The organism is Sulfurimonas sp. HSL-1656, from assembly GCF_039645585.1.
GTDB lineage: Bacteria > Campylobacterota > Campylobacteria > Campylobacterales > Sulfurimonadaceae > Thiomicrolovo > Thiomicrolovo subterrani.
In genome coordinates this window covers 1-13,706 of record NZ_CP147915.1, presented here as the reverse complement: position 1 = coordinate 13,706, position 13,706 = coordinate 1, and the positions used below count along the sequence as shown (strand labels likewise).

At 56.8% G+C, this 13,706-nt stretch carries 12 protein-coding genes; 1 reads left to right on the top strand and 11 read right to left on the bottom strand.

Annotated features, from left to right (window positions below):
* Window positions 1–4: 4 nt before the first annotated feature.
* The 4 genes from pgl to WCX49_RS00045 form a co-directional block, all read right to left on the bottom strand.
* Window positions 5–700, bottom strand: a complete 696-nt coding sequence (gene pgl, locus WCX49_RS00060) for a 6-phosphogluconolactonase (protein WP_345985543.1) — start codon at window positions 698–700, stop codon at window positions 5–7.
* Entirely contained in the window at window positions 687–2,153 is a 1,467-nt protein-coding gene (gene zwf, locus WCX49_RS00055; protein ID WP_345985542.1) for a glucose-6-phosphate dehydrogenase, read from the bottom strand. Before zwf ends, pgl begins: the two co-directional genes overlap by 14 nt.
* A 15-nt stretch (window positions 2,154–2,168) precedes the next feature.
* Window positions 2,169–3,659: a pyruvate kinase gene (gene pyk / locus WCX49_RS00050; protein ID WP_345985541.1), complete on the bottom strand. Its 1,491-nt coding sequence runs from the start codon at window positions 3,657–3,659 to the stop codon at window positions 2,169–2,171.
* 172 nt (window positions 3,660–3,831) lie between these two features.
* The gene (locus WCX49_RS00045; RefSeq protein ID WP_345985540.1) at window positions 3,832–4,542 is read right to left on the bottom strand and encodes a YebC/PmpR family DNA-binding transcriptional regulator; all 711 of its coding nucleotides are present in this window, start codon (window positions 4,540–4,542) and stop codon (window positions 3,832–3,834) included.
* Window positions 4,543–4,615: 73 nt separating this feature from the next.
* On the opposite strand from WCX49_RS00045, the gene WCX49_RS00040 reads away from it, so the two are divergent.
* Complete coding sequence (locus tag WCX49_RS00040; protein ID WP_345985539.1) at window positions 4,616–5,902, top strand: hypothetical protein; 1,287 nt, start codon at window positions 4,616–4,618, stop codon at window positions 5,900–5,902.
* Here the strand turns inward: WCX49_RS00040 and WCX49_RS00035 are convergent.
* The 7 genes from WCX49_RS00035 to dnaA form a co-directional block, all read right to left on the bottom strand.
* On the bottom strand, window positions 5,881–6,366 hold the full coding sequence (locus WCX49_RS00035) for a histidine phosphatase family protein (protein WP_345985538.1): 486 nt from the start codon (window positions 6,364–6,366) through the stop codon (window positions 5,881–5,883). The two genes, WCX49_RS00040 and WCX49_RS00035, sit on opposite strands and share 22 nt — an antisense overlap.
* Complete coding sequence (locus tag WCX49_RS00030; protein WP_345985537.1) at window positions 6,366–6,707, bottom strand: hypothetical protein; 342 nt, start codon at window positions 6,705–6,707, stop codon at window positions 6,366–6,368. The genes WCX49_RS00035 and WCX49_RS00030 overlap by 1 nt, the downstream gene beginning before the upstream one ends.
* Before the next feature lie 95 nt (window positions 6,708–6,802).
* Window positions 6,803–7,186, bottom strand: coding sequence for a preQ(1) synthase (gene queF, locus WCX49_RS00025; RefSeq protein ID WP_345985536.1), 384 nt, complete (start codon window positions 7,184–7,186; stop codon window positions 6,803–6,805).
* Window positions 7,187–7,189: 3 nt separating this feature from the next.
* Complete coding sequence (locus WCX49_RS00020; protein WP_345985535.1) at window positions 7,190–8,596, bottom strand: GGDEF domain-containing protein; 1,407 nt, start codon at window positions 8,594–8,596, stop codon at window positions 7,190–7,192.
* A 3-nt stretch (window positions 8,597–8,599) separates the two neighbouring features.
* Window positions 8,600–10,912, bottom strand: coding sequence for a DNA topoisomerase (ATP-hydrolyzing) subunit B (gene gyrB, locus WCX49_RS00015; RefSeq protein WP_345985534.1), 2,313 nt, complete (start codon window positions 10,910–10,912; stop codon window positions 8,600–8,602).
* A gap of 118 nt (window positions 10,913–11,030) precedes the next feature.
* Window positions 11,031–12,101, bottom strand: a complete 1,071-nt coding sequence (gene dnaN / locus WCX49_RS00010) for a DNA polymerase III subunit beta (RefSeq protein ID WP_345985533.1) — start codon at window positions 12,099–12,101, stop codon at window positions 11,031–11,033.
* Window positions 12,102–12,295: 194 nt separating this feature from the next.
* Entirely contained in the window at window positions 12,296–13,630 is a 1,335-nt protein-coding gene (gene dnaA / locus WCX49_RS00005; RefSeq protein ID WP_345985532.1) for a chromosomal replication initiator protein DnaA, read from the bottom strand.
* Window positions 13,631–13,706 lie beyond the last annotated feature (76 nt).

The window sequence follows — 13,706 nt, the reverse complement described above, 5'->3', positions numbered from 1 at the left end:
CCTCCTATGCGTAAAAGACTTCCAGGGCGATGTCAGGATGGTTCAGTATAGCCCTCACCGGCATTGTATCGACTTCGTCGCTGTCGAGGGCGGCTTCGTAGACGGCCAGTTTCGCCCCGCCCTCGATGTGCAGGTAGCAGTGCGCTGCCGAGGCGATCGCATACAGCGAAAGCGACATCCGCTCTTTCGGATCCACCGGCGCCTCGGCGGCCCCGCAGAGTACAGTATCGTTCAGCAGCGTCTGCAGTTCGGGCCGCCCGGGAAAGAGCGATGCGGTATGGCCGTCACCCCCCATCCCCAACACCACGACGTCGAAGGGGAAAAGGGCCCTGTAATCGGCTTCGACCTCGGATACCGCCTCCGCCGTCGTCTCGCCGGAATGGTACATGCCGACGAAAGTCGCCGCACCGGCCCCGTTGGCCAGCAGCTCGCTGCGGACAAGGTTCTCGTTGCTCGCCCCCGACTCCGGGTCGACCCAGCGTTCATCCACGAGCCCCACGGTCACCCGGCTCCAGTCGATATTCTCGGCGGCGAGCTGGACGAGGAAAGGGCGCGGCGTATTGCCGCCCGAGAGCATCAGCGACGCGCTCCCCTTCGCCGCAATGGCCGCTTCGAGGTCCCGTGCCACCTTGTAGGCCAGCATCTTGTGCAGGGTCGGGAGCGAATCGTAGATGTGAAAAACGTTCTCAGTGCTCTTCATACCAGCTCCTGCCGTCTCGCTCGATCATCGCGATGGCCGCGGTCGGGCCGTCGGTGCCGGCGGCGTAGTTCTTAAGACCGACCGTGCCCCCTTCCCACTCTTCGAGGATCGGGTCCGCCCATTTCCACGCGGCTTCAACCTCATCACGCCGCATAAAGAGCGTGGCGTTGTTCCGGATGACGTCGAGCAGCAGGCGCTCGTACGCCTCGGGAGTACGGGGGGCGTTTTCGGGGATGTTCAGATCGAGCGCCATCTCCCGCAGGTGCATCTGCTCGGAGAGACCCGGGATCTTCGTCATGATCTTGAGCTTGATGCTCTCCTCGGGCTGGAGCATGATGACCAGCCGGTTCGGGGAGATGCAGCGCCCCTTGTTGGCGAAGATCTGGTACGGCACCTCCTTGAACTGGACGACGATCTCCGTATAGCGCTTGCTCATCCGTTTGCCGGTCCGCAGGTAGAAAGGCACCCCCTGCCAGCGCCAGTTGTCCACTTCAACCCTCACCGCCGCGAAGGTCTCGGTCGTCGAATCGGGCGAAACCCCCTCTTCGAGGTACCCGGGGACTTTTTCGGAGTTGATCACCCCCGCCGTATAGCGGCCCCGGACCGTTTTGTCCCGGACATCGTCCGAACCGAAGGGGCGCAGCGACCGCAGCACTTTCACCTTTTCGTCACGGATGCTGTCGGCTTCGAGCGAACAGGGCGGTTCCATCGCCACGAGGCAGAGCAGCTGCATGAGGTGGTTCTGGATCATGTCCCGGAAAGCACCGTAATCCTCGTAATAGCTGTGCCGCCCCTCCAGACCGACGCTCTCGGCCGCCGTGATCTGGACGTGGTCGATATCCTGGCCGTTCCACAGCGGCATGAAGAGCATGTTCGAAAAACGCAGCGCGAGAATGTTCTGCACCGTATCTTTGCCCAGGTAGTGGTCGATACGGAAGATCGCCTGCTCTTCGAAGTAGCGGGCGACCTCATTGTTGATCTCCCGTGACGATGCCAGGTCGCGGCCGATCGGCTTCTCCAGGACCACGCGGCTTTTCGGTGTGATCAGCCGCCAGTGGTTGAGCGACTTGCAGATGGGTCCGAAAAAGGTCGGGGCGGTCGAAAGGTAGTTGACGCGGTCCCGGTCCGGGTATTCGCCGAGCATCGCCGCCAGCGCGCCGTAGCTCTCCTCCACGCCCAGGTCGACGGTGACCACTTCGAGCTGCTGCGCGAAGGTCTCCCATTTAGCCTCTTCAAAGCAGCCATCCTTGAGGAAAAACTGCAGCTTCTCCTTGACCAGGGCGAGGTGTTCTTCGCGCGGTACGTCATGGCGGCTCGTGGCGATGATGCGGCTCGTCGGTGCGACGTAACCGTCGCTGCAGAGATGGTAAAGGGCCGGGATCAGCTTCCGAAGGGAAAGGTCCCCGTGCCCTCCGAAAATAACAATATCGCAAACGTTGGCGGTTTCACTCATAATGGTCGTCCTTTGTCAAAAGAGGGTTGCGGCACCCTCGGGCATCTTTTTGGAGCGCTTTTTGAGCGCCGCCGAAGCGAAATACTCCATCTCGCTCTCACGCAGGATACGGATGGCGTTCGTCGTGCCGGGGACACCGACGGGGTCTCCCGCGGTGACAATGTACATGGCGTGACGGCTCAACACCTGACGCGCCAAGCCGCTCTGGATCACTTCAATCAGCATCTTGTCCACACTCGTCGTGCGCGTCAGGAACGCCGGAACGACCCCCCAGACCAGGGTCAGCATCCGTGCTACGCGGTCACTGTGCATCACGGCAAGTATGGGGTTTTCGGGGCGGTATCGTGCCAGTTTTTTTGCCGACTGGCCCGAGGCCGTCAGCGCAATAATGGCCTCGGCATCGATCTTCTGCGACAGCAGCACCGCCGATTCGTCGATGACGTCCATCTCGTCGAAACAGATGAACTGCGCGAACTTATGATACGGGTAGATCTTTTCCGTTTCGCGGATCGTCTGCGTCATCGTTTCGACCGCTTTAACCGGGTAGGCCCCCACGGCGCTCTCCTCAGAGAGCATCACGCAGTCGGTACCGTCGAGTACGGCGTTGGCGACATCGCTGATCTCCGCCCGCGTCGCCCGTTCGGCCTGGGTCATGGAGAGGAGCATCTGCGTCGCGGTGATGACGGGTTTGCTCTTTTCGTTGGCTTTGCGGATAAGCATCTTCTGCAGCGTCGGCACTTTGTAGAAAGGCACTTCGATGCCCAGATCGCCCCGCGCCACCATCAGCCCGTCGCTGGCTTCGAGGATGGCATCGATGTTTTCGACGGCATCAAACTTCTCGATCTTCGCGATAAGCTGGGGGGTTCCGCCATGGCGTTCCACTTCGGCGCGCACGTCTTCCATATCCTTCGCCGTCTGCACGAACGAGATCGCCATGAAATCGACGCCGTTCTTTACCCCCCAGGCGATATCCTCGCGGTCCTTCTCCGTCAGGACCGCGAGTCCCAAAGAGGTGTTCGGGAAATTAACACCCTTTCGGGAGCTGAGCTTCCCGCTGTTCTGCACTTCGCAGACGACGCTCTCGCCCGCTTCGACGACCGTGGTGCGCAGAGAGCCGTCGGCGAAATAGATCGCCTCCCCTGCCTGGACTTTGGAGAGCAGTTCCGGATGGTTGAGGCTGAGGCGCAGGCGACCCGGTTCGACAAAGCTGCCGACGGTCTCTTCGGTCACAAACTCGATGACATCGCCGGGGGAGAGTTCCACGGTGCCGTCGATCTCGCCGATGCGTACTTTCGGCCCGCTGATATCCTGCAGGACGCCGACGATGAGGCCGCAGCGGCCCGCCGCTTCGTAGATGCGCTTGAGGTTTGCTTCGTGGTAGTCGTGGGTTCCGTGGCTGAAATTGAGACGGAAGACGTTCACGCCCGCGCGGATCATCCGCTCCAGGGTGTCGACGTCCTCGCAGGCCGGGCCGACGGTCGCCAGAATTTTGGTATGTTTCTTCATCGCAATCCTTCCGAGTCCTTCCGGACATTGCGCCAAAACACGTTCCCGGTTCACAGACCGGAAATGGCATTCAAACAGCTATGATAACCAAAATCGTATCGCGGCAGTGTGGCAGAATGATTACAAATAAGGCAGTGGGTGGACAGCAGGGAGGCAGTTGCCCCGCCGGAAGTTATTCGATGTTCGTGTAGACGGCCTGGACGTCATCGTCCTCTTCGAGCTTGTCGATGAGCTTTTCGACCTCTTCCATCTGCTCCTCGGTGAAGCTTTGCGGATTGTTCGGAACCCGCTGCAGGGAGGCCTTCTTCACCTCGATACCCATCCCCTCCAGGGCCTCCTGGAGTGAACCGAAACTGGTGTAGTCGCCGTAGACGTAGACCGTACCCTCATTCTCATCCAGTTCGTCAAGACCGGCATCGATCAGCTCGAGCTCAAGCTCTTCGAGGTCCGTCCCTTCGGGCGCGTCGAATTCGAAGACCGCTTTGCGGTCGAACATAAACTCGAGCGAACCGGTTTTGAGCAGTTCGCCGCCGCTTTTGTTGAAGTAGCTGCGGACGTTGGCGACGGTACGGTTGTTGTTGTCCGTCGCACACTCGACGAAGATCAGGGCGCCGTGCGGCCCCTTCCCTTCGAAGTTGACCTCGGCGATGTCGGCGGCATCCTTCCCGCTCGCACGCTTGATCGCCGCCTCAATGTTGTCCTTGGGCATGTTCTGCGCTTTGGCAGTCTGGATCGCCAGACGCAGCTGCGGGTTCATATCGGGGTCAGCTCCCCCCGCTTTGGCCGCCATCGTAATCGTCTTGGCCAGTTTCGGAAAAATCCGGGACATAGTGCCCCAGCGCTTCTCTTTCGCCGCGCGGCGGTACTCGAACGCTCTTCCCATCGTATCCTCTTTACTAGGGGGTCTCCCCTTTGGTTTCCGCAATTATAGCAAAAGCCTTTGATACAATAACGGTATGAAGCCGATGCCCGCACTCCCCGACGCCCTCGCCCCGCTTATCGACGCCCTCTCCGCAGGGGGAGTCCGTCCCGTGCTCGTCGGCGGTTATGTGCGCGACGCGCTGCTGGGACTCCCCGGCAAGGACATCGACATCGAGTGTTTCGGCGCCGGCTCCCTGGAGGCCCTGACCCCGCTGCTCGCACCCTTCGGCAGCGTCAACAGTGTCGGCAAATCCTTCGGCGTCCTGAAGCTGAACCTGGGGGGCTACGACCTCGACCTCTCCCTTCCCCGCACCGAGACGAAAACCGGGCCGGGCCACACGGGGTTCGCCGTTAAGACGTTTGAAACGTTTGATTTTAAAACGGCAGCCAAACGGCGCGATTTTACCGTCAATGCCATCGGCTACGACCCCATCGCCCGTCAACTGCTCGACCCCTACCGCGGAGAGACGGACCTGGAAAACAGAACCCTGCGCTGCGTCAATGAAAGTACCTTCGTCGAAGACCCGCTTCGGCTGCTGCGTGCGGTGCAGTTCAGCGCCCGTTTTCATCTCGTCCCGGATGCGCAGCTCCTGCAACTGTCGCAAAAGATGATGAACGCGGGGGCGCTGGCCGAACTCCCCAAAGAGCGCATCTTCGAAGAGTTTAAAAAGCTGCTGCTCAAATCGGAGGCCCCCTCGGTTGGGTTCGAGACGATGACCCGGCTGCACATCACACCCTTTTTCCCGGAACTTGCAACACTGCAGGCGACCGATCTGTGGAAAGTCGTACTGCGCGCCCTGGATACGATGGCAGAAGTGCGCTACCGCGTCGACACGGATCCGCTCGCCCTGATGCTCGCACCGCTCTGCATCGGCGTTCAAGACCCTAACGCGTTCCTCACAACACTCACCGACGACAAACGGCTTGTTTTGGACACGCTTGAGTATGTCCGGTATCACGGCGAACCGGAACGGCTCTACGCCGAAGCCGCGTCGGATGCCGACGTGATGCACCTGGCGAAACGGGTCCGAATCGATGCCGTCGCCGCCGTCGCCGAAGCCTGCTACCGCGGCCGCCACCCCGCCGCCGAAACAAGCGATGCCGTGACATGGCTGCTGCAAAAAGCGGAAAGACTGGACGTACTGACAGGCCCAAGGGTCCCGCTGCTCGGCGGGGAGGCACTCATTGCCGCCGGACTGGAACCCTCCCCCCGTTTCAAGACGATCCTGGATGCGGCCTATGACGCCCAGCTCGAAGAAGCATTCAACGATGAAGCAGGTGCAAAGATGTGGCTGGAAAATTATTTGTCGGATTTGGGATAGTCGTACGCCAGCGTTTCAAAACGCTCAAAACGAAACTCTGACCAGCTGCAGGGGACACGGAACCGTATGTAGGATGCGGTCGGCATATGGTAGGCCCTGCCCCCCATCGCTTCAGCCATCCACTCCATCGTCGGGTTGTGCCCGATGATCATCAGCGACTGTACGTCATCATCAACGCGGCGGATCACGTCGGCATATGTCCCGGAACCTGCCTCGTACAGTAACGGTTCGGTTTGCAGGACCAGCCCGCCGTCATAGGCTTTCTGCAGGGCCGCGGCCGTCTGCTGCGTACGCAGGGCGGATGAGACCAGAACGAGATCAGGGGTATAGTGTTCGGCATAAAGACGCTGCGCCATGGTTTTGGCCGCTTTCCTGCCGCGGGGATTAAGGGGGCGTTCATGATCACCGAGGGCAGGGTCCTCCCAGGAGGACTTCGCATGCCGCATCAGTGTCAGGGTGCGCATCAGAGGGGCTTGATATGTTTCTTCACGAGCACACCGATGCCGGTTTCGGAACTGGCACCGATGCACGAGAGCGCATAATCGAGACGGCTGCGGTATTCATTCTCATCGATGGGAAGCCCCGTACCGTCCGCAGCCTGCATCGTAAAGGACCCCTCGGGGGATTTGAAGTACCGGATGCCCCGGCAGAAGTAACAGAGCGGTTGATCCTGCTTGAGAACCGCATAAAAATCGATGCCGTCGTCCCGCATATCCATCATAATCGCTTCCGTGCCTTCACTGCTGCGTTTGGCCAGTTGACGCTCCATCTGCGTCTGAAAGTAATCCGCCAGTGACTCTTGCATTTTTCTCCCTTGGTTCCTCATGGAATACTGGGTCGGATTTTACCACAGAATCGTTAAATATTATGGCATCATAATATTAATATTATTTATATGATTTATTTTGTTATCCGGCTGCTGTCGATCTCGATCACCGTGTGAACATTCCCGCGGGGATTGTAGTCAGCCGTGATTTTCATCCACTTCGGTTTAAGTTTGCGCTCCAGGACCTCATAGATCTCGTTCGCGCTGTTTTCATGGGAGATGTGCCGGTCGCGGAACGCGTTGATATAGAGTTTGATCGCCTTGAGTTCGACGACCCATTCGTCCGGCGTATATTCCAGGTAGATGGTCGCATAATCCGGGTAGCCGCTGCGCGGGCAGAGACAGCTGAACTCCGGCAGGGTCATCTTGATCACATAGTCGCGTTTGTGTTCGTTCGGCCAGATCTCCAGATCTTTTTCCACATCGAAATTTGCAATAATCTCTTCACCGTATTTCATTCGTTACTCCTTGATAGTGTCTATGGGACTGAGGTAGTTCCCCTGGATCAAATCGATCCCGACCGCCTTGGCAGCGTCGTAGGACTTTTCATCTTCGATCATCCGGATCCAGCTGCGGTATCCCAGGGTTTTGACCGTCTGCTGCAGCCCCTCGAGCAATGCCCGCACTTTCGGTTCGCTCGCCCCTTTGCCGAGCGAACTCTCATACCGGATCATATCCACGTCGAGGTCCTGCAGATATCGCATGGAAGCATGCAGGCCGCCCAGGCGATCGAGCGCTATGTCCACACCCGCACGCCGAAAGGCCTGCAGGCGGGTATTGAACTGCTGCGTCTGGTGGTAGAAGTTGCTCTCGCTGATAACGAATACGAGGCGGGAGCGGAGTCTCTCATTGTTGGAGAGCAGCATCATGACATGCTCCAAGAAGAGCGGGTTACGCAGCGAAGAGGGCGAGACGTTGACGGCGATCTTCTGCTCCCCGACAAGCGTCGGGACTTCCGCCAGTGCCGCCTCAGTCTGGATCTCGTCGAATCGGCGCGACAGCCCCAGGCGGTTGATCACCGGCATAAATCGCTTCTGGTGGACGAGTTTCCCCTCGCCTGTGACCAGCTTGAAGGCCTGTTCGAAAAGTACCGGCCTGCCCTCTTGGTACACCGCCTGGTAGGCGTAGGAGAAGGCGCGTGCATTGACTGCCTCAAGAACGAGATGCTCCACCGTATCGGGGTCGATCTCCTCCTCGTCCGCCTTGAGCATCTTCGCATTTTCGCCCTGCAGTTCATAAAGCCAGTCGACCAGTTTGTCAATGGAACGCGAATGGTTCGTATCCGTCATGGAACCGACGATATCGATCTCGATCTCCTCGAGGCTGTAGTGCTGGAATTTCACGCAGAGCAAGTCCATCATCGAACCGTACTCCTCCTGCGTCCCCTCCAGTGCGACAATAAAATCCCCCCCTTTGAAGTGGGCGATCGGTACTCGGACCATTTTATGCTCGTTCAGGTATTCGGCAATTCTGTTGGCCAGGTTGTAGAGGATCTTGTCCCCGTTGGCAAAGCCGTATCGCTGGTTGATATCCCCAAGATTGACGACACTGAGCAGGAATAAAGTGTAATCTTTTCGCTTCAGTTCGCGCTGCATCATGGTACTGAAGTATTCGCGGGTGAAGGCGTGGGTTATGGGGTCGGTAATCCGTTCGTTAAAGCCCTGGTAGATCAGGTAAAACAGGTAGTAGACCATAATACCGAGCAGACTGAAAGCAACGATGATGAAGGTGGTCGGAATCGTATTGAAATAGCGGAACATCACCGACGCCGTGGTGATCACCGCCAATGCAAATACGGGGAGCCCCATCCGCAGGGCTAGTTTGAAGCGGTTTTCGCGCTCCTTGGCTTCGGGGTAGAGCAGACTCATCGGTTATACGTCAAGGTGTTTGACGTCCTTGGCGTGGGTTTCGATGTAGTTCCGGCGCGGCTCGACTTCATCCCCCATAAAGAGGTTGAAAGCATCGCTCGCCGCTTCGGCATCCTCGATGTTTACGCGAAGCAGCACGCGGTTTTCCGGTGTCATCGTCGTCTCCCACAGCTGTTCAGGGTTCATTTCACCAAGCCCTTTGTAGCGCTGGATGTAAGAACCTTTGCGTGCATACTCCTTGATCTCCTCAAGGATCACGAGCGGATCGCCGCCGACGTCGATGCCCCACTCTTTCATCTTGTCAAAAACGAACTGCGCCTCGTTGAAGTGCGGAGCACTGAAGAGTTCGTCGTTGATGCGGAGCTCTTCCATCCCCTCTCCCGTCTGGACGAAGAGGTGGATCTCCTCTTCGGAGACCAGTTTGGAGAGGATGTTGTTGCCGCGTTCGGCGAGGAAACGTTCGACCTCGGCGTACATCTTTTCCGATTCCAGCCCAATGATGTCCGGATTCTCGATAAAGTGGCGGATCAGGCTGACAAGGGAGTAGCGGCGCTCCAACGCTTCGAGGCTGCTGTTGTAGTGGTCCACCATCTTGAAATAGGAGACCAGGTCGTTATGGCCGATGCCCTCGATCTCCAGCGACTCGACGCCGTTTTCGATGAGGAAGTCGTTCATGACGCGGTCGTTTTTGAAGTAGATCTCTTTTTTGCCTTTCTTGTAACGGTAAAGCGGCGGCTGCGCCAGGTAGAGGTAGCCGTTCTCGACAATGGTCGGGAAGTAACGGAAGAAGAAGGTCAGCAGCAGCGTCTGGATGTGCGAACCGTCGACGTCGGCATCGGTCATGATGATGATCTTGTGGTAACGCAGCTTCTCTTCGTCGAACTCTTCGCCGATTCCGCAGCCCAGCGCCGTGATCATATTCGTGATCTCGTCGGATTTGAGGATCTTGTCCAGGCGTGCTTTTTCGACGTTGAGGATCTTACCTTTGAGCGGCAGGATCGCCTGGAAGACGCGGTCACGCCCCTGCTTCGCCGAACCGCCCGCGGAGTCGCCCTCGACGAGGTAGAGTTCGCTGATCGTCGCATCTTTGCTCTGGCAGTCGGCGAGTTTCCCCGGAAGGGTACCGACGCTCATGGAGTCCTTGCGGCGGGTCAGGTCGCGTGCTTTTTTCGCCGCTTCACGGCCTCTCGCCGCCATCAGCGCTTTCTGTACGATCGCCTTGGCCTCGATGGGATTCTCTTCAAAATACTTGGAGAGCTGCTCGTAAGAAGCCTTTTGGACCAACGGGCGGACATAAGTGTTCCCCAGTTTGCCCTTGGTCTGACCCTCGAACTGCGGTTCGGGCACCCGGACGGAGACGACGGCAATCAACCCTTCGCCGGTGTCTTCGCCGCTGAGTTTGACGTCTTTCTCTTTTGCATTCCCGTTTTGGCTGTTGTAGGTGGAGATGACACGTGTGAGCGCCGCGCGGAAACCGGCTTCGTGCGTTCCCCCGTTGGGCGTGCGGATGTTGTTGACGAAGCTGTAGACCTTCTCTTCGTAACTGTCGTTGTACATCAGGGCGATATCGAGTTCGATATCTTCGATCTTTGCATTGTACTCATACGGTGAGGCGACCTGGGTCTTTTTGTTGAGATCGGAAACGAACTGGGTGATACCGCCTTCGAAATGGTAGGTTTCGCTTCTGCCGTCGCGTTCATCCTTGAAGATGATCTTGATCTTCGGGTTGAGATAGGCGAGCTCTCTGAAACGTCTGGCAAGGTAGTCGTACTCGAAGATAACCGTTTCGGTAAAGATGGACGGGTCCGGAGCGAATTCGATTGTCGTTCCGTGTTTGCGCGTATTGCCCGTTACTTCGAGAATCTCCTGGGGAATCCCCTGTTTGAAATCCTGTTCATGAATCTTTCCGTCGCGGTGGATCGTCATGTGGAGGTTGCTACTGAGCGCGTTGACGACGGAGACACCGACCCCGTGCAGACCGCCGGAGACTTTATAGGTGTCCTTGTCGAATTTCCCCCCGGCGTGCAGGACGGTCAGAACGACGGTAGCGGCGGAAATATTCTCGGTCGGGTGCATATCGGTCGGAATCCCGCGCCCGTTATCGCCGATGATCGCGGTACCGGCTTTGGTGAGCGTTACGGTGATGGTGTCACAGTATCCGGCCATTGCTTCGTCGATGGAGTTGTCGACGACTTCGTAGACAAGATGGTGCAGACCGCGATGGCCCGTATCACCGATATACATCCCCGGACGTTTACGTACGGCCTCGAGTCCTTTGAGGACTTTAATATTGCCAGCACCGTAATTTTGTTCCATGATCGCTCCAGTAGGCTAAATGGGTTTAATTTTATCCAAAAAGGGCTAATAAATTTATTTTATGGGCTGAGAAGTAAAGGAGCAGGCAATGCCTGCGGAAAAAAAAGAGAAGGTCGGGTCAGATGACGATCGGCATGACGATCGTTTTGAACTGTTCTTCTTGCAGCATGAAAGGCATGTTGGGTTCGTTCAGGCCGATCGTGAACTGGGTCTGATCGATTTGCCCGAGGAAGTCGAGTATATAACGGCTGTTGACAGCAAAGACGAACGTCGAATCGATCCCCGTATCGACATTGATCTCCGTCGAGGCCTTGTTGTTCTCGTCGCTGAGACTTTCAAAAAGGATACGGCCGCTTTCCAGGGTCAGTTTCATGTCATTGGAGATCGTCGTGATCTGTTTGATGGCGTTGACGATGTCGCTTTTGGGGAGGGTGAGGTTGTAGCGTGTCGATGCGGGGATGATACGGTTGTAGTCGGGGAACTTTCCGTTGATCAGTTTCGTAAAGAAGGTGTACTGGTCGGATTTGATCAGCAGATGGGTGGCATCGTAGAAGATGTCGATATTGCTGGTAAAGAGCTTCTGGATCTCTATGATCGCTTTTTTGGGAATGATCAATGAGAGTTCGCTGCCGTTGTTCTGGGAGAGGCTGATGATGGCCAGGCGGCGGGTATCGGTAGCGACGAAGTTGATCTGATCGGCTTTGATATCGATCAGGGCACCGTTGAGCTCGAATTTCGGGTTGTTAGTGTCTGCGGCCGGAGTGATCTTTTTCAGGGAGTTGATCAGCAGACCAGAATCGATCTCGACCCCGGGTTTGTTCTCGATGCTTGCAAAAGCAGGGAACTCCTGGGCGTTATACATGGGAAGCTGGAAGTCAGAGTGGCCCTGGGTGATATCGAGCATACCGTCTTTGGTCGTAAGGTTGACGTTGCCGTCGCTGAGAATACGGACGATATCAAGGAGTTTCTTTCCGTTGGCGGTGGCCATACCGGGTTCGGAGACATGAATGTTTTCGGCTTCGATGACAAGACCGATCTCATAGTCGGTCGCTTTGACGGTCAGGGTATTCGATGCAGTCGCTTCGAAGTAGAGGTGGGAGGTGATCTGGGAGAGATCTTTTTTCTCCAGAAACGGCTGGGTGTGGATCAGGATATTTTCCAAAACGGATTTGGCGATCTCGAACTGCATCGAAACTCCTGTTATATATTTAAATTTTTAGTAGATGATAGTAGTCTGCCGTTTTTTTGTGAAAAAGCAGAAAACGTCCCTACTTTTGGGGCTCTTCCCATGTGAATAAAGCCGGAGAGCTTCTTCACATTTGTTCACTTGGCACATTATATCTTTTTTTATTTGCAAAGAAAATATAGGTTCTGGCCGCTTTTTTAGACACTCTCCGGCGGCATGGCGGTGATTTTGTTATGCAGCTCGTTGATCTTGACCTTGAAGTTCTCATCCTCTTCGAGAAGCTGGTGGATCTTTTTCATCGTATGGCTGACGGTGCTGTGGTCTTTCATCCCGAAATACTGGGCGATCTGCGGCATGGACATGGGGGTCAGTTCCCGGGCGAGGTAGATGGCGACGCGGCGGGCGGCGACGATGTTGCGGCTGCGGCTTTTGGAGCGGATCTCGCTGGGTTTGACGTTGAGCTCTTTGGCGATGGTTTTCATGATGCCGTCGATGGAGATATTGTCGCTCTTCTCCTGGAGCTGTTCGCGCAGGGCGTTTTTGGCGAAGTCCAGGGTGATCTCCTGGTGCATCAGCTGGGAGTAGGCGTGCAGCTTGGAGAGGATCCCCTCGATCTCGCGGGTGTTGTTGTCGATGACGGTGGCGATATAGTTGACGACGTCGTCTCCGAGGATAACACGGTTGATGTCGCACTTTTTCCGGATGATGGCGATCTTCGTTTCCAGTTCCGGGGGCTGGATATCGGCGACGAGGCCCCATTCGAACCGGCTCTGCAGCCGCGCTTCGAGGCCCGCGATGCGCTTGGGGGGTTTGTCGGCGGTGAGGACGATCTGTTTGCCTTCGCTGCGCAGGGTTTCGAAGGTGTGAAAAAACTCCTCCTGGGTCTGGATCTTGTTGCTGAGGAACTGGACGTCGTCGATCAGGAGCAGATCGCACTGGCGGTATTTCTCCTTGAAGCGGTCCATGGTCTGGTTGCGCAGATGGCGCGTAAAGTCGTTGACGAACTGCTCGACGGAGGTGTAGACGACGGTTTTGCCCTGCAGCAGCCCCACGTTGCCGATCGCCTGCATGAGGTGGGTTTTACCCAGACCCACCCCGCCGTAGATAAAGAGGGGGTTGTAGACCTGCCCCGGACGGTCACTGACGCTCTTGGCCGCGGCATAGGCGAACTGGTTCGAGCTGCCGGCGACGAAGTTCTCAAAGGTGTAGGCGGGGTTGAGCATGGAGTGTTTCGGTGCTTCGACCGGAGCCGATGTAACCGAGCCGCCGCTTTTGCCGGTGGCCCCTTTGGGTTTTTTCACCCTTATGATGACCTCCCTGGAGGTGCCGGTTTTGAGCTCGAACAGGTGGGCGATCTTGTTTGTATAGCGGTTCTTGATCCAGTTGGCAATGAGGGGGTTGGGCACTTCGAACACGGCAAGGTCGCTGCGCGATGCCTTGGAAAGGAAGCTCATCTGTTTGACGTAGCGGTTGTATTCAACTTCGCTGATCTCTTCTTTAAGCATCTCCAGAATCGTATCGCCGATCGTCATCGCAGCTCCCGTTCGCTATAATTTCCACAATGTGAATAATGATGTGAATTATAGCAGACAATTTGAAGCAGAATGC